The sequence below is a fragment of the Actinomadura formosensis genome (genome assembly GCF_050948385.1).
Classification (GTDB): Bacteria; Actinomycetota; Actinomycetes; order Streptosporangiales; family Streptosporangiaceae; genus Spirillospora; species Spirillospora formosensis.
Genome location: NZ_CP192011.1, coordinates 6,353,366 through 6,378,436, shown reverse-complemented (window position 1 = coordinate 6,378,436; position 25,071 = coordinate 6,353,366). Strand labels below are relative to the sequence as shown.

The following is a 25,071-nucleotide window of genomic DNA, read 5'->3' as shown; positions in this document are numbered from 1 at the left end:
GTTCGTGAAGCATGACTTCGACGTGCTCGTCGTCGGGTCGGGATTCGGCGGCAGCGTCTCGGCGCTGCGGCTGACCGAGAAGGGCTACAAGGTCGGCGTGATCGAGGCGGGCCGCCGCTTCGACACGAACCCGTCGGGCGCGCCGGGATCCCGGTATCCGGAGCTGCCCAAGACGAACTGGCGCATCGGGCGGTATCTCTGGGCACCGGCGCTCGGCCTGACCGGCATCCAGCGGATGCACCTCATCCGGGGGGCGAAGTCGAGCCGGGTGATGGTGCTCGCGGGCGCGGGTGTGGGCGGCGGGTCGCTCAACTACGCCAACACCCTGTACGTCCCGCCGGAGCCGTTCTTCAAGGACCGGCAGTGGGCGCACATCACCGACTGGCGGGACGAGCTGGCGCCCTACTACGACCAGGCCAAGCGGATGCTCGGCGTCGTCCAGAACCCCACGACGACCGAGGCCGACAAGGTCATGAAGAAGGTCGCCGACGGGATGGGCAAGGGCGACACGTTCGTGAAGACCCCGGTCGGCGTCTACTTCGGGCGCGGCGCCGGGATCGAGAGCGCCGACCCGTACTTCGGCGGGGCGGGCCCGCGCCGGCGCGGCTGCCTTGAGTGCGGCGAGTGCATGGTGGGCTGCCGCCACGGCGCGAAGAACATGCTCACCGAGAACTACCTGTACCTTGCCGAGAAGGCCGGTGCCCGCGTGATGCCGCTCAGCCGCGTCACGTCGGTCAGGCCGCTGCCCGGCGGCGGCTACGAGGTCGAGATCGTCCGGACGGGCTCGTTCGGGCGCAACCGCAAGACGTTCACCACCGAGCAGGTCGTCTTCGCCGCCGGTACCTACGGGACGCAGAAGCTCCTGCACAAGCTCAAGTCGGCCGGGGCCCTGCCCCGCCTGTCGGGCCGGCTGGGCGCCCTGACCCGCACGAACTCCGAGGCGATCCTCGGCGGTGGCCGCCGCAACGGCAGGCCCGGCCCCGACTTCTCCGAGGGCGTCGCGATCACCTCGTCGTTCCATCCCGCCCCGGACACGCACATCGAGCCCGTCCGCTACGGCCGGGGCTCCAACCTCCTCGCCGGCCTGCAGACGCTTCTCGTGGACGGTGACCGTCCGGGCGAGCGGCACACGCCCCGCATCCTGAAGTTCGCCCGCGAGGCGGTGCGCCGCCCCCGCGACCTCGTCCAGCTGTTCGACGTGCGGCACTGGTCGGAGCGGACGGTCATCGCGCTGGTCATGCAGACCCGCGACAACTCGATCACGCTGCGCCCGAAGAGGGGGCCGTTCGGGTGGGACGTCCGCGCGTCCGCCGGGCACGGTGAGCCGAACCCGACCTGGATCCCGGAGGGGCACGAGGCGACGCGCCGGATCGCCGAGGAGATCGGCGGCATCCCCGGCGGCTCCTGGGGCGATCTGTTCGACATCCCGATGACCGCGCACTTCCTCGGCGGCTGCGTCATCGGCGACTCCGCCGAGTCCGGCGTGATCGACGCCTACCACCGCGTCTACGGACACCCCGGCCTGCACATCGTGGACGGCTCCGCCGTCTCGGCCAACCTGGGCGTCAACCCGTCCCTGACCATCACCGCCCAGGCCGAGCGCGCGATGTCGTTCTGGCCGAACCGCTCCGAGGACGACCTTCGCCCCGCCCTGGGGGAGCCGTACCGCCGTCTCAGCCCGGTCGCCCCGAAGAACCCGGTCGTCCCGGCCGCCGCCCCGGCGGCCCTGAACCTTCCGATCGTCGACATCACCTGACACGACAACCCCCGATCAGACTCGTTGACCGGATTCTCGGGCCGCCGCGAACGGCTTGGAAGCAGAACGCGATCCTGTGGAAAACGGCGCGCTGTGGTCCGCCGTGCCCTCAAAGCGGCTGACCCCATTGCCTGGTGGGGGACATCCGGTGCTTCAGGATCAGGTCCAGTGCCGCGCCCGCTCCCTTCACTTTTATCCGTTCCGCCGCGATCCGTTCGGCCGCCCGGCCGAGCGCGAGCACGTCATGCCGCCACACGTGCCCACCCCCACTTCCCGTGCGGCACGGTCGGGGACACCCCGCACGCGGAGGCCAGCGCCTCCACGATCGGCAGCCCCCGCCCGCCCGTCTCCTCCATGTGGCCCGCCTCCAGCGCCGCCGCGTCCGGCGAGGCGATACTGGACGCCCGCCTGCGCACCGGCAGGGCGTCGCAGGAGTCCCACACCGCCGGCAGCACCCCGCGCACCTCGCGGGTGAACCGCACCCGGATCTTGCGGTCGGGGGTGTGCCGGATCGCGTTGGTGACCAGCTCACTGGCGATCAGCGTCACCTCATCGCGCAGCCCGGCCAGCCCCCACGCGCCCAGCCGCAACTCCACCTGCGCCCGCACCTGCCCCGGAGCCGTCCGCGCCGCCAGGAACGTCACGTCCAGACCGTGGTCAGCGGGATGCCGCGCGATCTGCCGCAGCACCAGCACCGCCCGCTCCGCCGCCGCACCCTCACGCCCCACCTCGCCCAGCACGTGCCCGCGCTCCCCGCCCCACCGGAAGCACCGGCCGTCGCACACGATCACCTGCTCGCGACGTGCGCCCAGCGACGCCATGAGCGTTCTCCCGCGCATCTCCGCTCGGACACCTCGTTGCGCAAGCTGCGCCGCCAACTCCTCCAGCGATTTGCCCGTAATATCTGCCATGGGCCGGAACCACCTTCCGGTCAAGGGCTCGGCCAGCGGGGCAATCGCTGCGTCCGAGCCCGTCTTGTCCGGGGCATCGAGGATGCGCCCCTCCCATGGACACCTGAACACCGTTCCTGGGACGTCTAGGACGTTTTCGAGCTAGCGTTGAGAACGTCCTATCCGGCCCAGCAAAAGGGTGTATGTGTGACAAATGACGCGTTAAGACAGGCCATGGCAAACGCGAGACTGACAGAGAAGGAACTCGCTGAAGCCTGTCAAGTGGACATTAAGACCGTGGCACGGTGGGCGGCGGACGAAGATCGCACCCCCCACCCGCGTCACCGCTGGGCAGCTTCGGACGCCTTGGGAGTTGATGAGGGCATGCTGTGGCCTGACACCATCCGCAAAAACGTGAAGACCGGACCTGACCGCGAGGTCCTCGCGGTGTATCCCTACCGCTCCGCCTGCCCGAAGTCGGTGTGGCGCCGCCTCATAGGCGGAGCGAACAAGGAACTGACCTTCGCCGGCTACACCAACTACTTCCTATGGCTGGAGATCCCCAACCTTCGGGCCGTCCTCCGCCGGAAGGCCGAACACGGCTGCCGAGTCCGTTTCCTGATCGGAGATCCCGACAGCGACGTCACACGGCGTCGCGAGGAACTCGAATCCGTGCCGCTCACCGTAGGCACCCGGATCAAGATCACCATTGATGAACTGTCCAAGGTCATGAACGTGCCGGGCATCGAAGCCCGCTACGGGGACGATCACATTGCCATGAGCGTTTTCATCTTCGATGACGAGATGCTCGTGACTCCACATCTCGCGCACCTGGTGGGGCACGACTCCCCGATGCTCCACATACAACGCCAGCAGGAAGACGGGCTGTACGACCGATTTGCCTACCACGTCGCCGAACTCTGGAACGGCGGCCGCGCCATCGCAGAACTCGCCACCCAGTAGCGGCGGCCTTCGGTCCATTCGTTGTTCCGCTTGGCCAGGACGGCGCCGATCAGGCCGACGACGGCCTCGCTGTGCGAGAAAGTGCCAACGAGGCCGCCGAGGAGTCCGTTGCACGACCCGCAGGTGAAGAAGCTCCGCGTCAGCCCCGGCCGAGGACGCAGAACTCGTTGCCCTCCGGGTCGGCCAGAACCGTCCACGGCACGTCGCCCTGGCCGAGATCGATGTCGGTGGCGCCGAGAGCCCGCAGCCGGGCCACCTCCGCCTCCTTGTCGTCAACGGGGTACGGCAGCAGGTCGAGATGCACGCGGTTCCACCATGTCCTCACGCCGGGCGTGCGAAGGAACTCCAGATACGGCCCGACACCCTCGGCCGAACGCAGCACCGCATGATCATCGGTCACCTCGTGCAGGGTCCAGTCGATCGCCTCGCCCCAGAACCGGACCATGGCCCGCGGATCCGCACAGTCGACCACCACCGCGGCGATCGGCCCGGTATCCCGGTAGATCTCCCGAGGCTCCAGCACACAGAACTCGTTGCCCTCCGGGTCGGCCAGAACCGTCCATGGGACATCGCCCTGGCCCACATCCGCGGGCGTCGCACCGAGATCCTGTAGGCGCGCGACCAACTCCGCCTGATGGGCCGCCGAGGTGGTGGCGAGATCAAGGTGCACGCGGTACTTCACCGTTTCGGGGTCCGGGACGGTGACGACATCGACGCAGACGGCGACGGGGTCCGGCCAGACAAAGCCCACGGGTTCAACGTTGGTCACACCGGGTCCCTCGCTGGAAACACCCCAGCCGAGCACCTCCGCCCAGAACCGGCCGAGCGCCGAGTCATCCCGAGCCTTGAAATTCACCTGAACAAGTCGTAGCGCCACGCCAGCCGATCATAGGCCCAGGCGGATGAGAACCGCGCCCGCATTCGCCCGCCAAAGGCGGGGTCGTCGCCTGGGGTGAGGGCACGGCCGTTACTGCTGGTTGTCAGTCGGAGTGGCCATTGAGGCCGTGATGAGCGGCAGACCTGCGGGACATTGAGATCCTCCGCCTCATGGCCGGCCATGAGGCGGAGGATCTCAGGGCGTCCATGTGTGCGGATCTCCCGCTCAGGGACGCCGGGCGGTGGTCACACCCGGCTGAGGGGCCTGTCCGGCGCCGGAGAATTTCGGGCGCGCCTGCGGCCTTGTACTCCGGCGCCGGACGTCAGGGGGTCAGGCGCGGTAGGCGGCCCACTGGGCCTGCATGCGCTGGGCCTGACCAGGCGTGAACTCGTACATGCACGAGTCGTAGCTGTAGTCCATGAAGTTGTGGATGGGGTCGAGGCCCGGTGCGGGGCAGGTGTCGCTGCCGGTGGGGCAGCCGGAGGCGGGGCTCTGCTCGGCGGGTGTGTCGGCGACCTCGTCGCCGGCGCCGCTGCATCCGCCTTCGAACGTGTGGTACAGGCCCATCCAGTGGCCTACTTCGTGGGTGGCGGTGTCACCCTCGTTGTAGTTGGTGAGAGAGCCGCCCGGCAGGCTCTGGTAGTGCATGACGACGCCGTCTATCTCGGGCATGGAGCGGTAGCCGATGGGGAACGTGGCCCAGCCGAGGAGGCTGTTCCCCAGGTCGGCGGTGTAGATGTTGAGGTCCTGCGCGGTGCCCGTGTGCAGGGCGGTCTTCATTTCGCGCTCGTAGTACTGGGGGTCGGAGAACCACGCGTCGTTCTGCGTCCTTCTGATCTCCGCAAGGGTGAACGAGACACCACTGCCCGCGTAGGCGGAGTTGAGGACGTCCAACTGCTGCTGCAGCGTGGCGTCGGACACGTCGCCCCCGCTGCTGCCGTAGATGACGTGGAAGTGGACCCTCACATTGATGGCCGCGGCCGCGCGGACCTTCTTGATCTTGCGGAGGCGGTTGTGGAAGTCCTTCTCCATCGAGACGACCTTGGCGGCGCTCGGCTGGTTCGGTTCGGTGACGTGGGCACCGGCCCGGACGCGGGCCTGCGCGGGCTGGTCGGCGCACTTGGTGGACGGTGCGGCCAGGGTGGACGGCGCGGCCAGGGTGGCGGGGGCGGCGGGCGCGTACGCCGTGAAGGCGGCGGCCAGACCGAGGACGGTCGCGATTCCAGCGCGTTTCATGAAACTCCTTGGGGAGCGGCGCGAGCGGGGAGCGCGCGCAGTGGGAGCGGAGTCAACAGGGATCAAGAGTGGGGGTGGACATACGTCCTGTCTTTGGCAAAGTTGAACAAACGGGGGCGGGCAATGTTGAATACGGCGCCCTAGCGCGCGGCGTAGCGTGTCCGGCATGGACGTGACGGCCGAGACGGCGCGGGTGCTGGCGGAATTGCGCGCACAGGCGGACCCGGTTCGGGCCGGAGCCGAGAAGCGCTATCTGAAGAGTGACTTCATTCACATCGGGGTGCCCGTCCCGGTGTTGCGCAAGGTCGCTCTGTCGACGGTGAAGGCCACGCCCACGCGGGATGAACTGCTCGCCCTCGCTGAGACCCTCTGGGACGTGACCGACGAGGGCGTTCCCGTGCACGAGGCCCGCATGGCCGCGGTGGAAGTGCTGGTTAAGCGAGTCGCCCTGCTGGAGCCTCGCGACCTGGGGCCGGCCGAACGGTTCGTCCGTGATTCGGTGAGCTGGGTCTACGTCGACCCTCTCGCGGAAAAGGTCGTCGGCGGACTGGTCGTCAGGCACCCGGAGCTGGCAACGGTGTTGGACGCATGGGTCACCGACCCCTACATGTGGATACGGCGTACAGCCGTCCTGGCTCTGCTTCCGGGCGTCAGGGCGGGGAACCCGGATCTGGAGAGAATCGGCCGGTTCGGGGACGTGCTGCTAGGGGAGCGCGAGTTCTTCATCCGCAAGGCTCTCGGATGGGTCCTCCGTGAGCTGGCCAAGAAGGACCCGTTCTGGGTGGTGCAGTGGGTCGAGCCTCGTCTCGCCACCCTCTCGGGCGTGACACTCCGCGAGGCCGTCCGCCGCCTCCCGGCCGCGGAGGCCGCTCGGCTCCGCAAGCCGCCGTCCTAGGCGCGGTAGGCCTTCCACACATTGTGGATACGGGTGCCCTGACCGGCGGTGAAGGACGTCATGCACGTGTCGTAGGAGTAGTCCATGTAGTTGTGGATCGGGTCGTCCCCAGGGGAGGGGCAGGTGTCCTTACCGGACGGGCAGCCGTCCGAGGGATCGCGCTCGGCGGGGGTGTCGGCGACCCGGTCGCCCTTGTTGCTGCAGCCGTCCTGGAACGTGTGGTAGAGCCCGAGCCAGTGCCCCACCTCGTGGGTGGCACTGAAGCCCTTGTTGAAGTGCTCTATGGAGCCGCCCGGCATGCTGCCGTAGTGGATGGTCACACCGTCCATCTCGGGGTCGGTCTTGTACTTCCAGGGAAACGTCGCCCAGCCGAGCAGATCCCCGCCCATGTAAGTGCTGTAGATGTTCAGCGTGCCCTTGCCGCCCTTGTGCAGCATCGGCTTGTAGGTGCCCTCGTACCGTTCAGGATCCTGGAACCAGGCCGCGTTGTCGGAACGGGTGATCCCGCGAAGTGCGAAGGAGACGCGGGTGTTCGCGCCTCCGTTGTGTCCGCCGTAGGACGCGTTCATCGTGCTGATCTGGCGCATGATCTCCGTCGTGGACACGTCGCCCTTCGCCCCGTCGTGAAGCACGTGGAAGTAGACGGGAACGGTGATCCGAGGCGCGGAACGGAGGCCGGCGCCGTCCGTCAGGCCGCTCAGAGGCTGGGCCAGACCGTCCAGGATCTGGTCGAGGTCCAGTTCCACGGTCGCGGCCTGCGCGGAGGTCAGGTCGTTGCGCTCCTGGCCCTGGCCCCCCGTCCGTAGCCGTGCCTCTGGCCGTGCGCAGCCGTCCATGCGCCCACGCGAGGCGGACGGCCCGGACGCTGCGGACGGTACGGCGGGGGCGAGGGCGGCTGCGAACAGAACGGTGGCGGCGAGCAGCTTCACGGCACTCCTCGGGTGGTCGCTTGCGGATGGGAACCATGCGGACACAGAGTGTGGTCAAGACCTATCAGAGTGAAATGCCACCGCGAGGGGGATCGCGGTAAATGCATGCCGTCCGTTATCGGCCAACCGCAGTGTGTGATGATCGGGGGTCGAGGTGCGGCGCATCGGTGCAGGCAAGCGGGCCCGTAGACTGGAGACCCCTTCCCGGCCGTGCGAAAGGCTCAGTTGGTGGTCGCAGACCAGTCCTTTGACACCGTTCTCGTCGTCGACTTCGGCGCGCAGTATGCGCAGCTGATCGCGCGGCGGGTCCGTGAATGCCATGTGTTCAGCGAGATCGTCCCGTCCACCATGCCGGCGGCGGAGATGCTCGCCAAGCGGCCGAAGGCGATCATCCTGTCGGGCGGGCCCGCATCGGTGTACGAGAAGGGCGCCCCGGGCGCGCCGGACGGCCTGTTCGACTTGGGCGTCCCCATGTTCGGCATCTGCTACGGCCACCAGGTGATGGCGCAGGCCCTGGGCGGCACGGTCGAGAACTCCGATGTCGCCGAGTACGGTGGCGCGACCGTCTCCGTCGCGTCCCCGGGCATGCTGTTCGCCGGGCTGCCGCATGAGCAGGCGGTGTGGATGTCCCACCGCGACTACGTCAGCCGCGCCCCGTCCGGCTTCACGGTGACGGCGAGCACCGACGTCACGCCGGTCGCCGGCATGGAGGACCTGGAACGCGGCTTCTTCGGCGTCCAGTTCCACCCGGAGGTGCTCCACACCGAGCACGGCATGGAGATCCTCCGGCGGTTCCTGTACGAGGGCGCGGGATGCCGTCCGAACTGGACGATGGTGAACATCGCGGACGAGTCGATCGAGGCCGTCCGGCAGCGGGTGGGGGAGAAGCGGGCGATCTGCGCGCTGTCGGGCGGGGTGGACTCGGCCGTCGCCGCCGCCCTCGTCCAGCGGGCCATCGGCGACCAGCTGACCTGCGTGTTCGTGGACCATGGGCTGCTGCGCAAGGGCGAGCCGGAACAGGTCGAAAAGGACTTCGTCGCCGCCACCGGTGTGAACCTGCACGTCGTGGACGCACAGGACCGTTTCCTCGCCGCCCTCGACGGGGTCACCGATCCCGAGGAGAAGCGCAAGATCATCGGCCGTGAGTTCATCCGGGTCTTCGAGGAGGCGGCCCGGGAGATCGTCGGCGACAGCGCCGAACCGGTCGAATTCCTCGTCCAGGGCACCCTCTACCCGGACGTGGTCGAATCGGGCGGCGGCACCGGCGCGGCCAACATCAAGTCGCACCACAACGTCGGCGGCCTCCCGGAAGACCTCCAGTTCAAGCTCGTCGAACCGCTGCGGAGCCTGTTCAAGGACGAGGTCCGTGCGCTCGGTGAGCAGCTCGGCCTGCCGTCCGAAATCGTGTGGCGGCAGCCGTTCCCCGGCCCCGGCCTCGGTATCCGCATCATCGGCGCCGTCACGCGTGACCGCCTGGACATCCTCCGCGACGCCGACGCCATCGCCCGTGAGGAGCTCACCCGCGCCGGTCTCGACCGCGACATCTGGCAGTTCCCCGTGGTGCTGTTGGCGGATGTCCGGTCCGTGGGCGTGCAGGGTGACTCCCGTACGTACGGGCACCCGATCGTCCTGCGTCCGGTCACCAGCGAGGACGCGATGACGGCCGACTGGGCGAAGCTCCCCTACGACGTCCTGCAGCGGATCTCCACCCGCATCACCAACGAGGTCCGCGAGATCAACCGCGTCACGGTCGACATCACGTCCAAGCCCCCGGGCACCATCGAGTGGGAGTGACCCACAGAGCCTGAGGCCCGAGCGCGATCCGCGCTCGGGCCTCGGATTGTGCGCGGGTCAGACGGTGGCGGGGGCCAGTGCGGCCTCGGCGTCCAGCGTCGCGGCGGCCGCGTTGACGACGGCGGCGATCCGCAGTGCCTCCTGGATGAGCTCCCGCGACAGGCCGCCCTCGCGGACGACCTTCTCGTGCGACTCCAGGCACTGTCCGCAGCCGTTGATCGCGGACACGGCGAGGCACCACAGCTCGAAGTCGACCTTGTCCACGCCCGGCCTGCCGATGATCGACATCCGCAGCCTGGCGGGCAGTGTCGCGTACGTCTCGTCCCCGATCAGGTGGGTGGCGCGGTAGTACACGTTGTTCATCGCCATGATCGACGCGGCGCCCTTGGCCGCCTCGAACGCCTCGGCGGACAGGTAGCCGCCCGCCTCCTCGGCCAGCTCCCGGATGACGGTGGCGCTCCGGGTGGCGAGGGCGCAGGCCAGGACCGTCCCCCACAGCTGCTGCTCGGTGAGCTGGGAGGTGGTGGTCAGCGAACCGAGGTTGAGCTTGGTGTCCTTGGCGTAGCCCGGAAGGGCGCTCTTCAGCGCGTCAACGCTCATGGTCATGCGTCCTTTCGTGCGAACGGCCGGCCGCCGTCGGCGGCCGGCCGTGAACGAGCTCGGCGGATCAGGCGCCGGCCATCAGCTTGGCGGCGTCGAGGGTGTCCTCGCCCTTGTTCCAGTTGCAGGGGCACAGTTCGTCGCTCTGCAGCGCGTCCAGGACCCGCAGGACCTCCTTGACGTTCCGGCCGACGGAACCAGCGGTCACCATGGCGAACTGGATCTCGTTGTTGGGGTCGACGATGAACGTCGCGCGCTGCGCCACGCCGTCCTCGGTGAGGATGCCGAGGGCCTCGGACAGCTCGCGGTTGAGGTCGGACAGCATCGGGAACGGGAGCTCGCGCAGGTCCGGGTGGTCCTTGCGCCACGCGAAGTGGACGAACTCGTTGTCGACGGACGCACCGAGCACCTGCGCGTCGCGGTCGGCGAACTCCTCGTTGAGCCGGCCGAACTCGGCGATCTCGGTGGGACAGACGAACGTGAAGTCCTTCGGCCAGAAGAACACGACCCGCCACTTGCCCTCGTAGGACTTGTGGTTGATCGTCTCGAACGCGTTCTCGGCGTCCAGCGAGACGCAGGCGGTGAGCTCGTACTCGGGGAACTGGTCACCGACAGTAAGCACGCATGCTCCTTCATCTTGAGAAAGGGTCGCCTCCACTCTGAGGAGGCCCAGGGGCCGCAGGGTTGCACCCTCGGCGGCCGATGTCACTCAGCGTGCCGCAGCTCACCCGAAAAGAGAAATCGATATATCCCAATGATGTGATAGGGGATGCCTATCAATCCCAGGAGAAGCCCATTGACCTGCGGCGGAGCAGAGCATCGAACCAGATGTCCGCGCGTCGATTTGGTGTAAATCACATTGAGGTGCCCAAAAGGTACATTGCTCTCCGTGGCGAGCCAGTGTAGAGCGCGGCGCGCCGAACGTACACCAAGCGACGAAAGCCTCACAGCGGACTCCCGGCCCACCTCCCCGCGCCCGAGTCCACCGGTGAACCGGCCAGCGCCCTGAACCCGCGCCTGGGCTGTCCGACCTGCGGGGATCGCAAACTGTGGCGAAGGCCACTGGCGATGACCTGTGGAGCGTCACGATCTGTGACCGGAGTTGGGTAACGTTCAGGTCAAGATGGCGATCAGCAGACCGACGGTGGCTCAGCTGCGGGCGTTCCTGGCACTCGCGGAGAACCTGCATTTCCGGGACGCCGCCGCCGCGCTGCGCATGAGCCAGCCCGCCCTGTCCGGGGCGGTGGCCGCGCTGGAGGAGACCCTCGACACCCGGCTCGTGGAGCGGACGACACGGAAAGTCCTGCTGACACCGGCGGGGGAGCGGGTCGCGCGGCGCGCAGAGGTCGTCCTAGCGGAACTGGAGCGGCTGGTAGACGAGGTCAAGGCCGTCCGGGGGCCGCTCGTGGGGCCGCTCAGGGTGGGGGTGATCCCGACCGTTGCGCCGTATCTGCTGCCCATCGTCCTGCCGAGGCTCGCCAAGGAGTTCCCCGAGCTGGAACTGTCGGTACATGAGGAGCAGACCGAGCACCTCGTCACGGAGTTGCTCGCCGGCCGGCTGGACGTCGTGCTCCTGGCGCTGCCCGTGCCCGCGGCCGGCGTGACGGAGATCCCCCTGTACGACGAGGACTTCGTGCTCGTCGCGCCCGCCGGGTTCGACCTCGGCGGCGCGGAGATACCGCGCGAGGTCCTGAACAACCTGGACGTCCTCCTCCTCAACCAGGGCCACTGCCTGCGCGACCAGGCACTGGAGGTCTGCCGGGACGTGGGCGCGCGGGCCGCGGCGGCGACCTACGCGACGAGCCTGGCGACGCTGGTCCAGCTCGTGTCGGGCGGGCTCGGCGTGACGCTCGTGCCGGAGACCGCGCTGCCGGTGGAGACGCGCCGGGCGCCGAACCTCGGCCTGCACCGGTTCGCGGCGCCCGCGCCGTTCCGCAGGATCGGGCTCGGGTTCCGGTCGACGTGCCCGCGCGTGGAGGAGTTCCAGACGCTCGCGGAGAGCGTCCGGGTCGCCGTCGCCGACTCCGGCGTCGCCCCTGGCATCCGCGCCGTCCGAACCTAACGCGCCGGTAAAACGCGGCCGGGCAAGGTCAAGTCTGCGTCAGGGGACGGCCCGGCCATGGCGATGTGCGTTCATGCGGTGGCGTGTCGTCATCATGATCGGTGGGGCGAGGAGGAGGCCCCATGTCCCCGAAGCTCAGCGTGGTCGTGCCGTTCCACAACACCGAGGAGTACCTCCGGGAATGCCTGGAGTCGCTCGCCGGTCAGGCCCTGCGCGACCTTGAGGTGATCCTGGTGGACGACGGGTCCGCCGACAACGGCGCCGTGATCGCGAAGGAGATGTGCGCCCGCGACCAGCGGTTCCACCTGCTCACGCGAGAGCACGAGGGCCCGGGACCGGCCCGTGACGCGGGGGTGCGGCAGGCGAAGGGCGACTACCTGGCCTTCGCCGATGCCGACGACGTCGTGGAGCGGGACGCCTATGCGCGGCTGGTCGGCTCCCTTGACCGGACGGGCTCCGACATCGCGTCCGGCAACGTCGAGCACATGGACGCCGACCGCAAATGGCAGTCGCCTCTGCATGACGGTGTGTTCACGGAGCCGTGCTCGGGGACGCGTGTGTTGTCCAAGCCGGTGCTGGTGCGCGACGGCACGCCGTGGAACAAGGTGTATCGGCGTGGGTTCTGGGACAAGGCCGGCCTCGAATTTCCCACGGGCTACTACGAGGGGCCTCCTGTCGCGGTGCGCGCGTACGCGCTGGCTCGTTCCGTGGACGTCCTGAGTGAGACGGTCTACTACCGGCGTAAGCAGCCGGGGTCCACCACAGAGGACCCTTATGACTGGGACAACATCAGCCGGCGCATGGCGTCCGCGGGCGTAGTACGGGACGGTCTGGCCGACTACGCACCGCGTCTGCTGAACGCCTACGACGAGCATGTCCTGATTCCGGTGGAGCTTCACGCCCTGTTCGAGGCGCTTCCCAGGACGCGGGACGAGCACCGCGACGAACTCGTCGCGGTCGGCGCGGACCTGGCCGCCCGGATCGGCCCCCGCGTGCTGAAGCGCCGGCCCGCGATGACGCGGCTGCAACTGCACCTGCTCCGCCGGCGGATGCTGCCGGAGCTGCTGGAGGTCCTGTGGTTCGTCCAGTCGGGGAAGGCGGTGGACGCGCCGAGGGTCCGGCGCGGCCTGCGGCGTCGCTGGTATGCGGAGTTCCCGTTCTTCGAGGACGAGGAGCGGGCCGTTCCGGCGCACGTGTACGACGTGACCGACGAGCTGGAGCCGGTCGCGGCGATCGACCGGGTGACCTGGGTGGACGGGCGGCTCCGCATCGAGGGCCACGCCTACGTCCGGCACCTGGACTCCTCCACCGGGGACGGGTCCCGCATCCGGCTGCGGCTGAGGGCGGCGAACCGGCGCGGGATGCTGCGCGTCCCGGTCCGCCGGGTCCGCAGGCCGGATGTGACCGCCCGGTCGGGGCAGTCGGTGGTCTCCTACGACTGGTCCGGGTTCGTCGCGGAGATCGACCCGTCCACGCTGAAGACGCTCGGACGCTGGCGGGACGCCGACTGGGTCCCCCACGCGAAGATCGTCAACCGGGGGCTGCGGCGCCGCGCGACGTTCGCGAACCCGCGGCTCACCGGGCGGCGGTGGCCGGACGACCGGGAGTGCGCGCCGGGCGTCCTCGTGCAGGGCGTCGCGGGCCGGGACGGGTTCGTGGTGCAGGTGCGGCGGACGCCCGCGGCGGTCGTCCGGTGCCGTCTGGAGGACGGTGAGCTGTGCCTGGACGGCTGGAGCCGTGCCCCGCTCGGCGATGAGCCGCGCATCACCGCGACGCCGAAGACGGGCCGGGCGACGGTGACCGGCCCGGTCGAAAGGATCGAGGGCGAGGAGGGCGAGGCGGCCCGGGGCGAGGGGATGCGGGCCAGGCTGCCCGTGGCGGGGCTGGCCCGGTGCCAGGGCGAGTGGGAGATCAGCCTGCCGGGCGGCGTGCAGCCGTACCTGGACGCGGCCGCGGCCGGCACCGCGTTCCGCGTCCCCGGCGGCGAGCTGGAGATCGCCAGGACGCGGCGGAGCACCCTGCGGATCGTCGCGCGCGGACGGGCGCTCATCGTGGACGGGGTCTCCTGGTCGGACGACGGAGCCCTGCACCTGGCGGGAACATGCACCGACCGTGTTGGACAGCCTGATTCACTGACGCTCCGACGACGACGTTCCTGCGAGGAGCACATCGTCAGGTTGGTCTGGGAAGGTGACCGTTTCACCGCGAAGTTCGCTCCCGCGCGCATGTCTGTGCTCGGCCTGTCCCGTCCCTTGGTCGCCGGCCGATGGGACGTGCTCACGACCATCGGCGGGCAGGAACAGCCCGTCGTCGTCAGGCGCCACACCCTCCGTGACCTGCCCGAGCCTTTCGAAGCGGGCTTGCATCTCGTCACCGTCCATGCGCAGAAGACCGACCAACTGGTGCTGCGGATCGAGACAGCACTGGACGACGACGAGTGTGGAGCCTATGCGCAGAGCCAGCTGCGGTCCGGGCACTACCGGCGCCACCTCAACCTTCCCGTGCGCGACCTCGCCGTGTTCGACTCCTACGGAGGACGCCAATACTCGTGCAACCCGCGCGGCATCTATGAGGAGCTTCGACGGCGCGGAACCGACCTGGAGTGCGTGTGGGTCACCGAGAACGGTCAGTTCGGCAGACCGCCGGGCGCCCGGACCGTTCTCGCCGGTACGCGGGAGTACTACGAGGCGCTCGCCCACGCGCGCTATGTCTTCGGCAACTGGTCGCAGCCGGAATGGTTCACCAAACGCAATTACCAGACGTACGTGCAGTGCTGGCATGGGACGCCGCTGAAGAAGCTGGGGCGCGACGTCGAGCAGATGCCCTGCAAACGCACCGAGGACGTCGACTGGATGGAGCACGACGTTCCGCAGTGGGATCTCCTCCTCGCGCAGAACGACTTCTCCGTGCCGCTGTTCCGGCAGGCGTTCGGCTACGAAGGGGACGTCCTCGAAAGCGGCTACCCCCGCAACGACGCCCTGAGCAGCCCGCACCGGGACGAGATCGCGGCGGCGGTCAGGCGGCGGCTCGGCATCCCCAAGGGCAAGCGGGTCGTCCTGTACGCGCCGACGTGGCGCGACGACCTGCACCACGCCATCGGAGAGCGCGCGTTCCGCCTCGAACTCGACATCGACCGGTTCAGGGCGGTGCTGGGCCGTGACCACGTCCTGCTTCTGCGCACGCACCATTTCGTCACCGACCGGCCGAAGCCGCGGGCGGGCGACTGCGTCATGGACGTGTCCGTCTACCCCGACATCTCCGAACTGTTCCTCATCAGCGACGTGCTCGTCACGGACTACTCGTCGGCCATGTTCGACTTCGCCGTCACCGGCCGTCCAATGGTGTTCTTCACCTATGACCTGGAGCGTTACCGCGGCCATGTGCGCGGTTTCTACTTCGACTTCGAGGCGGAGGCCCCCGGGCCGCTGCTGAGCACGTCGCAGGAGGTCATCGACGCGTTGCGCGAGCCGGACGTGCTGGCGGACGGATTCCGGGACGCGCGCGCCGCGTTCGCCGCCCGGTACTGCCCGCACGACGACGGTCACGCCGCCGCCCGCGTCCTCGACCGGGTCCTCCACGACGTTCACTGAATCCCATCGGCGCGGCGAAGAGCCCCGCTCGAACCCCCATCACGGAGTCACTCGTGTCCCCGCACATCAGTCCCACGCACATCAGCATCGTCGTCCCGTTCCGCGACACCGGCGACCGCCTCACCGAGTGCCTGGAGTCGCTCGCCGGGCAGACCTTGCGCGATATCGAGGTGCTCATGGTGGACGACGGGCCGGACGATGGCGGCGGGGTCGTCGCCAAGGAGTTCGCCGGGCGCGACGGCCGCTTCACGCTGCTCCAGCCGAGCCCCGGCACAACGGCCGCCGACGCCGGCGTGGAACAGGCCAAGGGCAGGTATCTGGCCTTCGTGGCCGGTGAGGACGTGCTCCCGCCCTACGCCTACGAGCTGATGGTCGGCACTCTGGACTCGACCGGATCGGACTTCGCCGGCGGCAACGTCATGTGCCTGGACGGCGAACAGGTGCGGCAGTCACCGCCGCACAGCGAGCCCTACGCGATGACCAGGAAGTCGACGCACGTCATCCATCACCCGGCTCTCCTACGGGACAGGACGCTCTGGAACAAGGTTTTCCGGCGCTCCTTCTGGGACGCACACCGGTTCGAGTTGGGGGAGGACAAGGACGTCCTGGTCGCCGTGCAGGCGCAGCTCTGGGCCTCCGCCGTGGACGTCCTGGACACGCCCGTTTACTTTCGGCGCGACCGTCCGGGGACGGCCACGCGCCCCCGTCCCGAACCCGCCGACATCATTCGCCGGATGGCGACCCTGGCAGCCGTGCGGGAGTGCGTCCACGACCATGCGCCGGAGCTTCTCGCCGTCCACGACATGTACGCGCTCGACATGGATGTGCACGAGCTGATGCTCGCCTTGCCCGCTGCCACACTGGAGGAATGCGGACGGCTGGTCGAGCTGGGCGCGGAGGCCGTCACCGCCGCCGGCCGGTCATGTACTGCGGGGCTGGAGGCGATCAGGCGCCTTGAGCTGCACCTGCTCGGCCAAAGGAGGGTGCCCGAACTGCTGGAGGTGCTCCGCTTCGAGGAGGACGGGCTTCTCCGGGACGTCCCGATCGTGTCCAGGGGGCGCCTCCGTCCGCGCTGGTACGCCGGCTACCCCTTCTTTGGGGAGGCCGGACGCGGCATTCCCGAGGACGTGTACGACGTCACCGACGAGATCGACCTACAGGCCGATGTCGACCGTGTCGAATGGGAGGTCGACACCCTCATCATCGAAGGGCACGCTCACTTCGACCGGTTCGACGTATCCGCGGTGACCGACTCCCGGATCAGGGTCTGGATGCGGGATGCGAAGACGGGCAAAGAGGTCCGGCTGCCGGTGAAACGGGTCCGCCAGCCGGAGGTCACGGCAAGGTCCGGACAGGCGAACGTCTCCTACGACTGGTCGGGATTCATCGTGCGAGTGGAGCCCGAATACCTGCTGGACGGCGGCGGATGGCGGACGGCCACCTACGAGCTGTTCGCCGAGGTGACCACGGCGGGACACAGGGCGGTGCGGAGACTGACCGCCATGGCTCCGGCCGTGCGCTGGACGGAGGCGCGCCAGGTGGACGAGCACGTGGCCGTCCAGCCGGCGGCCGGTGACGACGACGTGTTCGCCATCCACGTCAAACGGGCCAAGGCCGTCCTCCTCCGGATCCACCGCGACGGGGACGTGCTCGAACTGGCCGGCTGGACGCGACGTGCCCTCGGCACGGACGCCGCCGTGGTCGCGTCCCGCCGGCACGGGGGACAGGAGGTCCACGGCGAGGTGACGCTGCGCCAGTCGGCCGTCATGCGCATGGCGGAGGGCACCGGGTTCGACTTCACGGCGAGGCTCCCGCTGACGTCGCTGACCTCCGCCCCCGACGGCCCCGCGCCCTATCGGACGCACCTGCGGGACGCCATCGACTGGGACATCCGGCTGACCGGCGAGGGCGGCCCGCTGCGGGTCACCGTCGCGAGCGACGTCGAGCCCGTCCGGTACGTCCTGCCCGTCCCGAACCCGCCGGCGGGTGCCGGACCCGTCCGGGAGGTCGCCCTCATGCGGACGGCGTTCGGCAATCTGCGCGCCGTCGAGCGCACGGCCCGCCCGGTCGTCAGGACCGCCGCATGGGACGTGAGCGGCCTCCTCACCCTCAACGGTGACTTCGCCGATCCGCAGGACCGGCCAGACCACTTCCTCTTGCGCCGGCGTTGCTCGGGCGACGAGCACCGCATCCCCGTCACTTGGGAGGAGCACCGCTTCACCGCCGCGTTCACGCCCGCCGCGATGGCCGTGTTCGGAACGGACCTGCCGCTCAGCAGCGGAACATGGGATGTGCTGGCGCACATGCGTTCCGGGGAAGTGGCGGTGGTCGTCGAACGTGAGGCGATCCCCGGCCTGCCCGGCCGGCGACGCGTCGGCACCCACGAATTCGAGATCGGCGTACACCAGGTCGACGCGCTGACGCTGCGCAGCCGTCCCGCCTTGGGCGACGACGAGCGAGGAAGACGCGCACAAGCACTGCTCCAGCAGCGGGACTACCCCGCCTATCTGCGAAGCCCACTGTCGGACCTCGTCGTCTTCGACAGCTACGGCGGCACCCAATACAGCTGCAGCCCCAAGGCCATCTATAAAGAACTCGTCCTCCGCAATCCGGACCTGGAATGCGTGTGGGTCACCCAGGACAACCAGTTCGTGGTCGAGGGGAAGGCCAGGACCGTCCTGGCGGGAAGCCGCGAGCACTACCGCGTCCTCGCGGGGGCTCGGCACATCATCACCAACCATGGGCTTCCACCCTGGTACCTCAAGCGTGACGGCCAGACCTACGTCCAGACATGGCACGGCACCCCGCTGAAGCGTCTCGGCTACGACCTTCGGGACATGCCGTACCAGCGCACAGGACGCATGGACTGGGTGGACTGGACGGAGCGGGAGGTGCCGCGATGGGATCTGCTGCTGTCCCCGAGCCCGTACGCGACCCGGCTCATGCGTCGCGCGTTCTGCTACGAGGGGGAGGTCCTGGAGGCGGGATATCCGCGCAACGACGTCCTCAGTCCCCCCGAATGGGAGAACGTCGAGTCCCGTGTACGCAAGGGCCTAGGTATCCCCGACGGGAAGAAGGTCGTCCTCTACGCACCCACATGGCGGGACGACCGGCGCCACGGCCCCGGCAGGCAGGGCTTCTCCCTGGAACTCGACATCGAGACCATGCGGCAGGCCCTGGGCGACGACCACGTCCTTCTACTGCGGGCCCATCACCTCGTCACCGACCGAGCTCCTACGGCGACGGACGATTTCCTCCTGGACGTGTCCCGTTACCCCGATATCGCCGAGCTCTACATGGTGGCCGATGTCCTCGTCACGGACTACTCGTCCGCCATGTTCGACTACGCCGTCCTAGGCCGCCCCATCGTCCTCTACACCTACGACCTGGAGCGTTACCGCGACCATATGCGCGGCCTCTACTTCGACCTCGAGGCGGAGGCTCCGGGACCGGTCGTGACGACGTCGGCGGAGGTCGCCAGGGAGGTCAGGGCGGCACCCGACAGTGAACGGCGCTACGCCGACGCCTACGACCGGTTCTTCGTGAAGTACTGCCCGCACGACGACGGCCGGGCCGCGGCCAGGGTCGTCGACCGCCTCCTCGGGGAGACCTGAGCGTCAGCCGGGGCGGCGGGCCCGCGCGAACAGCCACACGCCCGGCCATCCGCGCACCGGCAGCCGCCGCTCCAGCGCCGCCGACCGGCGCAGCACCTCGTTGGCGAGCGGATGCAGCGGTGCCAGGTCCTCGCACCGGGCCGTCCGGTGCCTGAGCCCGCGCAGGAGCGGACGGAGCAGGACGCCCCTGCTCCACACCGCCTCCAGCACCAGCCCGGCGCCCTCGACCAGTTCCACGAGCCCCCGGCGGGTGTAACGGCGGACGCGGCCGAGCGCCACGTCGTGCGCCGACCACAGCGCCATGTCGCACGGCACGGACACCAGCGCGGTCCCGCCCGGACGCAACACCCGCGCGATCTCCGCCGCCGCCCGCGCGTCGTCCTCGATGTGCTCCAGGACGTCCAGTGCCAGCGCCAGGTCGTACTCGCACGGCGGAAGCGGCAGATAGCGCGCGTCGCCCTCGTACGCCTCGACGCCGTGCGCGCGCGCCAGCGCCACCGCGGCCGGGCTCAGGTCGATCCCTGTCGCGTGCCAGCCGTGCTCGGCCAGCACCCGGCAGCCCGCCCCGGACGCCGCGCCGATGTCGACGGCCGTGCCCGGCGCGCCGAACCGCCGCAGCTCCGCGGACAGGATCTTCCGCCGCTCGCGGTACCACCAGTTGTCGTTCTCGATCCGCGTGATCCGCTGAAGCTCGATGGTGTCCACGTGGACAAGCCGACGGCATCGGCGGTGGCCCGTTCCACCGTTGTCGCCGACCCCGGACGGATCATTGACCCGCGCTTGACCCCGCCGGGTGCCCGTGCTCCCGGCGCGCCGATGTCAGCGGTTACGGCGCCGCCGGACGAGGAAGCGGATGACCAGCAGCAGCGCGACCAGGCCGCCGATGACCGGGACGGCCCGCTTGGCGATCGACGGACCCGCGATCTCCAGCAGGTCGATCGCCTCCTCCTCCCGCGCCACCCGCAGCGGCCGCTCCGGCCGCGCCGGTGCCGCCTCGGCCTCCACCGGGCCGGGCTTTTCGGCGGGCTCCTCGGGCAGCGCGGCCGCGGCCCCGGACTCGGCCGCCGCCTCGGGCTCGGCCGCCTCCGCCGGGCTCTCCGCGGGCTCGGCCGGGCGCTCGGCGGGCTCGGCCGGGTGCTCGGTCGGCTCGGCGGGGCGCTCGGCGGGCTCGGCAGGGGCGGTGGCCGAGACGGCGGGGGCGGTCTCGCCGGGCGACTCCAGTTCGGCCGCCAGCGCGTTCGCGAACCGCGTGATGATCTTCGCGCCGACCTCGGACAGGATGTTGCGGCCGAACTGCGCCGGCCGCCCCGTCACGTTCAGCTTCGTGTGGACGGCCACCCGCGTCGTGCCGTCCTCGGCGTTCAGCCGCGCCTGGACGGTCGCCGCCGCCGTGCCGGAGCCGCGGGCCTCCTTCGCGGACGCCTCCAGCGTCAGCACCCGGGCCGCCTCGTCGGCCGAGACGATCCGCGCGGTGCCGCGGTAGGTGATGGTCATGGCGCCGACCTTCACCTTCATTCGTCCCGAGTACTCCTCGCCCTCGACGGAGTCGAGCGTCGCGCCCGGCATGCAGCCCGCGACCCGCTCCACGTCGAGCAGCACCGACCAGGCCTGATCCACCGGCACGGGGACGGTGAAATCGTGGTCGAGCTCCATGATCAAAGTCCTTATCGTCCGGAGAACTTGCCCGCGACATTACGGCGGCGGGTCATCCCGCCGCCAGTAGGGCCCGGTCCAGCTTGTCCAAAGCGCGGTTCACGGGGCGGGTACCCCGCGGCGGCGCGATCATGCGGCCGGACGCCGATCCCGGAATCCGGCCGCATGATCATGTCATCCCGCCGCGGCGGTCAGCGCCCGCGCGGTGAGCACCGTCGCCAGATGCGTCCGGTATTCCGATGATCCGTGCAGGTCGGTGGGCGGTTCGGTGCCCGCCGGCGCCTGCGCGGCGGCGGCCCGGATCGCGTCCTGCGACGCCGGCCCGCCCCTGATCGCGGTCTCGACCGCGCCGGCCCGCACGGGGGCCGGCCCCATGTTGGTCAGCGCGACACGCGCGTCCTCGATCCCGTCGCCATCGCGGCGGACGGCGCACGCGACACCGACGATCGCCCACGCCTGCGCCGTCCGATGGAACTTCTCGTAGTGCACGCCCCAGCCCGCGCCCAGTTTCGGGACGCGGACGCCCACGAGCAGCTCGTCCGGCTCCATCGCCGACGTCATCCAGTCGACGAAGAACTCCGAAGCGGGGATCTCCCGGTCGCCGCGCGTGGACCGGACGAGGAACACCGCGTCCAGCGCCGACGCGACCGCCGGGAGGTCGCCCGCCGGATCGGCGTGCGCCAGGGAGCCGCCGAACGTGCCGCGGTGCCGCACGGCCGGGTCGGCGACCGTCTGCGTGGCCTGCGCGATCAGCGGAAGGTGCGCGCGCACCAGCGGGTCGCGGATCACCTGGTGGTGCGTCGCCATCGCGCCGATGACGATCGCGTCGCCGGTGTCGCGGATCTCCCGGAGCCCCTCGATGCGGTCCAGGTCGATCAGCGCGTCCGGGACGGCGAGCCGGAGCCGCAGCAGCGGCATCAGGCTCTGCCCGCCGGCCAGGACCTTCGCGTCCTCGCCCGCGTCGGACAGCGCCCGCACGGCGTCGTCCAGCGAGGCGGGCCGCACATAGTCGAACGTCGCGGGGATCACTGGTCACCTCCGGCCGAGCCGAGCCCGCCGCCCGCGCCCGGTTCGGTCGCCGCCGGCCTGGATTCCGCGCGCAGCGCGCGCCAGACGCGTTCGGGCGTGCACGGCATCGGCACGTCCGTGACGCCGTGCGGGCGCAGCGCGTCCACGATCGCGTTGACGACCGCGGGGGTCGAGGCGATCGTGCCCGCCTCGCCGACGCCCTTCACGCCCATCGGGTTGGACGTCGCGGGCGTCTCGGTGCGGTCGGTCGTGAACGTCGGCAGGTCCATCGCCGACGGGATCAGGTAGTCGGCCATGGTCGTCGTCGTGAGGTTGCCCTCCGCGTCGTACACGGCCTCCTCGTAGAGGGCCTGGGCGATGCCCTGCGCCAGCCCGCCGTGGACCTGGCCCTCCACGATGAGCGGGTTGACGACCTTGCCGACGTCGTCCACCGCCACGTACTTGCGGATCTTCACCATGCCCGTCTCTGTGTCGACCTCGGCGGCGCACAGGTGCGTGCCATGCGGGAAGGAGAAGTTCTCCGGGTCGAACGTGACTTCGGAGTCCAGCGAGGGTTCGATGCCGTCCGGCAGGTCGTGCGCCAAGAACGCGGCCAGCGCGACCTCCTGCAGCGTCTTGCCCTCCTGCTCGACACCGCGGACGCTGAACCGTCCGCCGGTGAACTCAAGGTCCTGCTCGGACGCCTCCAGTAGATGCGCGGCGACCTTGCGGGCCTTGTCGACGACCTTCTCGCAGGCGGAGAACAACGCGACCCCGCCCACGGCCAGTGAACGGGAACCGTAGGTGTCCATGCCCTTGTGCGAGATCGCCGTGTCGCCGTGCAGGACCTTCACGTCCTCGAACGGGACCCCGAGCCTGTCGGCGGTGATCTGAGCCCAAGCCGTCTCGTGGCCCTGCCCATGCGCGGACGCACCGGTGATCACCTCGATCTTGCCGGAGGCCAGAACGCGCACGGACGCGTGCTCCCAGCCACCGGCGCCGTATGACAGCGAGCCCAGCACACGCGACGGTGCCAGACCGCACATCTCGGTGAACGTCGATACGCCGATGCCCAGTTGCACCGGGTCCTGGCGCTCCCGCCGGTCGGCCTGTTCGGCGCGCAGCTTGTCGTACCCGAACAGTTCGAGGGCCTTGTCCGTCGCCGCCTCGTAGTTGCCGGAGTCGTAGGTGAGGCCCGCGATCGTCTCGTACGGGAACTCCTCATGCTTGATCCAGTTGCGGCGCCTGACCTCGATGGGGTCGATGTCCAGTTCGGCGGCCAGCTCGTCCATCATCCGCTCGATCGCGAACGTGGCCTCCGGACGGCCCGCGCCCCGGTACGCGTCCGTGGGCACCTTCGTCGTGAAGACGCCTGTGCAGGTGAACGACAGCGCGTCCATCTTGTAGATGCCGTTGAACATGAACGCGCCCAGCAGCGGGATGCCGGGTGTGACCAGCATGAGGTATGCCCCCATGTCGGCCAGCAGGTCCACCTTCAGGCCACGGATACGGCCGTCCCGCTCTGCCGCGAGCGTGAGCCGCTGTATCTGGTCGCGTCCGTGGTGGACGGTCATGTTGCCTTCGCTGCGCGTCTCCGTCCACTTGACGGGGCGGCCCAGCCTGCGGGCCAGCAGCAGCGCGAGGACTTCCTCCCCGTACACCTGCAGCTTGGAGCCGAAGCCGCCGCCGACGTCCGGTGCGACGACCCTGATCCGGTGCTCGGGGATTCCGGTGACCATGGCCAGCATCAGCCGCAGGATGTGCGGGATTTGCGTGGCCGAGTACAGCGTGAACTCGTCCCCCTCGGGCACGCACAGAACCGACCGCGGTTCCATCGCCGTGGGGATGAGCCTCTGCTGGACGTAGCGGCGCTCGATGACGACCGGTGCGTCCCTCATCGCGGCGTCGAGATCCCCGTTCTCGAACACCCACGTGTAGGACTTGTTCGTCCCGAGGTCATCGTGGACGAGGTCGGCGCCCTCGGCCAGTGCCGCCTCCATGTCCACGACCGCGGGCAGCGGCTCATAGTCGACGTCGATCTCTTCCAAGGCGTCCACGGCCGCGGCCTTGTCACGGGCCACGACGCACGCGACCGGCTCACCGACGTAGCGCACCTCGTTCACCGCCATGGGCGGATGGTCGGGGTGTTTCATGTCTTCGGTCACGACCCACGCGCACGGCAGCGCCCCCTGCTCCTCGGCGAGGTCCCGGCCGCTGAACACGGCGACGACACCGGGGCTCTTCTTGGCCTGCGAGGTGTCGACACCCGTGATCCGGGCGTGTGCGTGGGGGCTGCGCAGGAACGCCACGTGCAGCGTCCCCGCCGGTGTCATGTTGTCGGTCCACCGCGTCCGCCCGGTGATGAGCCGGGCGTCCTCCGACCGCTTCCGCGGGCTGCCGACCTCCTGCGTGGTCACGGCGTCACCTCCCGCCCGGCGGGCTCGCGCATCTCGCTCGCCGCCCGCCGGACCGCCTTGACGATGTTCTGGTAGCCGGTGCACCGGCACAGGTTGCCTTCCAGCCCCTCCCGGACCTCCTCCTCGGACGGGTCCGGGTTCTCCCGCAGCAGATCGAGCGACGCCATGATCATGCCGGGCGTGCAGTAGCCGCACTGGAGCGCGTGCTCCTCGTGGAAGGCCCGCTGCATGGGATGCGTGGTGCCGTCGACGCCGAGCCCCTCGACGGTCGTCACGTCACGGCCGTCCGCCTGGACGGCGAGCACGGAGCAGCTCTTCACGCTCATCCCGTCCAGCAGGACGGTGCAGGCTCCGCAGTTGCTGGTGTCGCACCCGACCGGGGTCCCGACCTTCCCCAGCCGTTCGCGCAGATAGTGGACGAGAAGGAGGCGAGGTTCGACGTCGTCCTCATACGTCGCACCGTCGACCTCGACACGGATACGTGGCATGCGTTTCTCCCGGGGACGTCTTGGGGTGGACTTGGAAGAGACGTCCCCCGGGCGGGGCTCGCTGGTCCGGCCACGTCATCGGGGCCACCTCCGAGGCAGGCGACCCTACGAACCTATGCCGGGGGGTGAATCCCGTACTAGTCCCCGACGTCGCTTATTTACCGATGTCTGGGAGAAGGATGGCCGCCGGCCGAGAGGCGATGAGCTGGGGTTTCGGGTAGAGGGGCGTTATGTTCCTGTCCTCCTCGTCTCGACTTGGATGTCTGGGGTCACTGATCGTCACCCTGATCCTCAGCGGG

General features: G+C 69.6%; 19 protein-coding genes. 7 read left to right on the top strand and 12 right to left on the bottom strand.

All coding sequences use genetic code 11. The features are described 5' to 3' along the window. The first annotated feature begins 4 nt into the window (after window positions 1-4). Window positions 5-1,756: a GMC oxidoreductase gene (locus tag ACQP1N_RS29925; protein WP_433227759.1), complete on the top strand. Its 1,752-nt coding sequence runs from the start codon at window positions 5-7 to the stop codon at window positions 1,754-1,756. Between the two features lie 109 nt (window positions 1,757-1,865). On the opposite strand, the gene ACQP1N_RS29920 is transcribed toward ACQP1N_RS29925, so the two are convergent. After that, the gene (locus ACQP1N_RS29920) at window positions 1,866-2,012 is read right to left on the bottom strand and encodes a hypothetical protein (RefSeq protein WP_433227757.1); all 147 of its coding nucleotides are present in this window, start codon (window positions 2,010-2,012) and stop codon (window positions 1,866-1,868) included. Further along, entirely contained in the window at window positions 1,999-2,667 is a 669-nt protein-coding gene (locus tag ACQP1N_RS29915; RefSeq protein WP_433227756.1) for an ATP-binding protein, read from the bottom strand. The genes ACQP1N_RS29920 and ACQP1N_RS29915 overlap by 14 nt, the downstream gene beginning before the upstream one ends. Window positions 2,668-2,853: 186 nt before the next feature. Between ACQP1N_RS29915 and ACQP1N_RS29910 the strand changes: the two genes are divergently transcribed. Further along, on the top strand, window positions 2,854-3,609 hold the full coding sequence (locus tag ACQP1N_RS29910) for an XRE family transcriptional regulator (protein WP_433227755.1): 756 nt from the start codon (window positions 2,854-2,856) through the stop codon (window positions 3,607-3,609). Between the two features lie 139 nt (window positions 3,610-3,748). Here the strand turns inward: ACQP1N_RS29910 and ACQP1N_RS29905 are convergent, their stop codons facing one another. Both ACQP1N_RS29905 and ACQP1N_RS29900 read right to left on the bottom strand, forming a co-directional pair. After that, entirely contained in the window at window positions 3,749-4,465 is a 717-nt protein-coding gene (locus tag ACQP1N_RS29905) for a VOC family protein (RefSeq protein ID WP_433227754.1), read from the bottom strand. A 351-nt stretch (window positions 4,466-4,816) separates the two neighbouring features. Then, the gene (locus ACQP1N_RS29900) at window positions 4,817-5,722 is read right to left on the bottom strand and encodes a zinc metalloprotease (RefSeq protein ID WP_433227753.1); all 906 of its coding nucleotides are present in this window, start codon (window positions 5,720-5,722) and stop codon (window positions 4,817-4,819) included. A gap of 166 nt (window positions 5,723-5,888) precedes the next feature. Between ACQP1N_RS29900 and ACQP1N_RS29895 the strand changes: the two genes are divergently transcribed. After that, window positions 5,889-6,617: a DNA alkylation repair protein gene (locus ACQP1N_RS29895; RefSeq protein WP_433227752.1), complete on the top strand. Its 729-nt coding sequence runs from the start codon at window positions 5,889-5,891 to the stop codon at window positions 6,615-6,617. On the opposite strand, the gene ACQP1N_RS29890 is transcribed toward ACQP1N_RS29895, so the two are convergent. Continuing rightward, window positions 6,614-7,546 carry a zinc metalloprotease gene (locus ACQP1N_RS29890; RefSeq protein WP_433227751.1) on the bottom strand — a complete coding sequence of 311 codons (933 nt, stop codon included), beginning with the start codon at window positions 7,544-7,546 and terminating at the stop codon, window positions 6,614-6,616. The two genes, ACQP1N_RS29895 and ACQP1N_RS29890, sit on opposite strands and share 4 nt — an antisense overlap. A gap of 228 nt (window positions 7,547-7,774) precedes the next feature. Between ACQP1N_RS29890 and guaA the strand changes: the two genes are divergently transcribed. Further along, window positions 7,775-9,340, top strand: a complete 1,566-nt coding sequence (guaA, locus tag ACQP1N_RS29885) for a glutamine-hydrolyzing GMP synthase (protein ID WP_174548889.1) — start codon at window positions 7,775-7,777, stop codon at window positions 9,338-9,340. Between the two features lie 57 nt (window positions 9,341-9,397). Here the strand turns inward: guaA and ACQP1N_RS29880 are convergent, their stop codons facing one another. Further along, window positions 9,398-9,940, bottom strand: a complete 543-nt coding sequence (locus tag ACQP1N_RS29880) for a carboxymuconolactone decarboxylase family protein (protein WP_433227750.1) — start codon at window positions 9,938-9,940, stop codon at window positions 9,398-9,400. 67 nt (window positions 9,941-10,007) lie between these two features. Continuing rightward, a complete protein-coding gene (locus ACQP1N_RS29875; protein WP_067803712.1) occupies window positions 10,008-10,562 on the bottom strand; it encodes a peroxiredoxin in 555 nt (184 codons plus the stop codon). Between the two features lie 501 nt (window positions 10,563-11,063). Here ACQP1N_RS29875 and ACQP1N_RS29870 point away from each other — a divergent pair. From ACQP1N_RS29870 to ACQP1N_RS29860, 3 genes are all read left to right on the top strand, one after another. After that, the gene (locus tag ACQP1N_RS29870) at window positions 11,064-12,002 is read left to right on the top strand and encodes a LysR substrate-binding domain-containing protein (protein WP_433227749.1); all 939 of its coding nucleotides are present in this window, start codon (window positions 11,064-11,066) and stop codon (window positions 12,000-12,002) included. Between the two features lie 122 nt (window positions 12,003-12,124). Then, window positions 12,125-15,592, top strand: coding sequence for a CDP-glycerol glycerophosphotransferase family protein (locus ACQP1N_RS29865; RefSeq protein WP_433227748.1), 3,468 nt, complete (start codon window positions 12,125-12,127; stop codon window positions 15,590-15,592). A gap of 53 nt (window positions 15,593-15,645) precedes the next feature. Continuing rightward, window positions 15,646-19,206, top strand: coding sequence for a bifunctional glycosyltransferase/CDP-glycerol:glycerophosphate glycerophosphotransferase (locus ACQP1N_RS29860; RefSeq protein ID WP_433227747.1), 3,561 nt, complete (start codon window positions 15,646-15,648; stop codon window positions 19,204-19,206). A gap of 3 nt (window positions 19,207-19,209) precedes the next feature. Here the strand turns inward: ACQP1N_RS29860 and ACQP1N_RS29855 are convergent, their stop codons facing one another. The 5 genes from ACQP1N_RS29855 to ACQP1N_RS29835 all read right to left on the bottom strand — a co-directional run bounded on the left by ACQP1N_RS29855 (window position 19,210) and on the right by ACQP1N_RS29835 (window position 24,772). Then, entirely contained in the window at window positions 19,210-19,911 is a 702-nt protein-coding gene (locus ACQP1N_RS29855) for a class I SAM-dependent methyltransferase (protein ID WP_433227746.1), read from the bottom strand. A gap of 114 nt (window positions 19,912-20,025) precedes the next feature. Continuing rightward, window positions 20,026-20,859, bottom strand: a complete 834-nt coding sequence (locus ACQP1N_RS29850) for an SRPBCC family protein (protein ID WP_433227745.1) — start codon at window positions 20,857-20,859, stop codon at window positions 20,026-20,028. A 174-nt stretch (window positions 20,860-21,033) separates the two neighbouring features. Then, complete coding sequence (locus ACQP1N_RS29845) at window positions 21,034-21,888, bottom strand: FAD binding domain-containing protein (RefSeq protein ID WP_433227744.1); 855 nt, start codon at window positions 21,886-21,888, stop codon at window positions 21,034-21,036. Next, window positions 21,885-24,284, bottom strand: a complete 2,400-nt coding sequence (locus ACQP1N_RS29840) for a xanthine dehydrogenase family protein molybdopterin-binding subunit (protein ID WP_433227743.1) — start codon at window positions 24,282-24,284, stop codon at window positions 21,885-21,887. The genes ACQP1N_RS29845 and ACQP1N_RS29840 overlap by 4 nt, the downstream gene beginning before the upstream one ends. Continuing rightward, the gene (locus ACQP1N_RS29835) at window positions 24,281-24,772 is read right to left on the bottom strand and encodes a (2Fe-2S)-binding protein (protein ID WP_067803689.1); all 492 of its coding nucleotides are present in this window, start codon (window positions 24,770-24,772) and stop codon (window positions 24,281-24,283) included. Before ACQP1N_RS29835 ends, ACQP1N_RS29840 begins: the two co-directional genes overlap by 4 nt. Window positions 24,773-25,071: the final 299 nt, after the last annotated feature.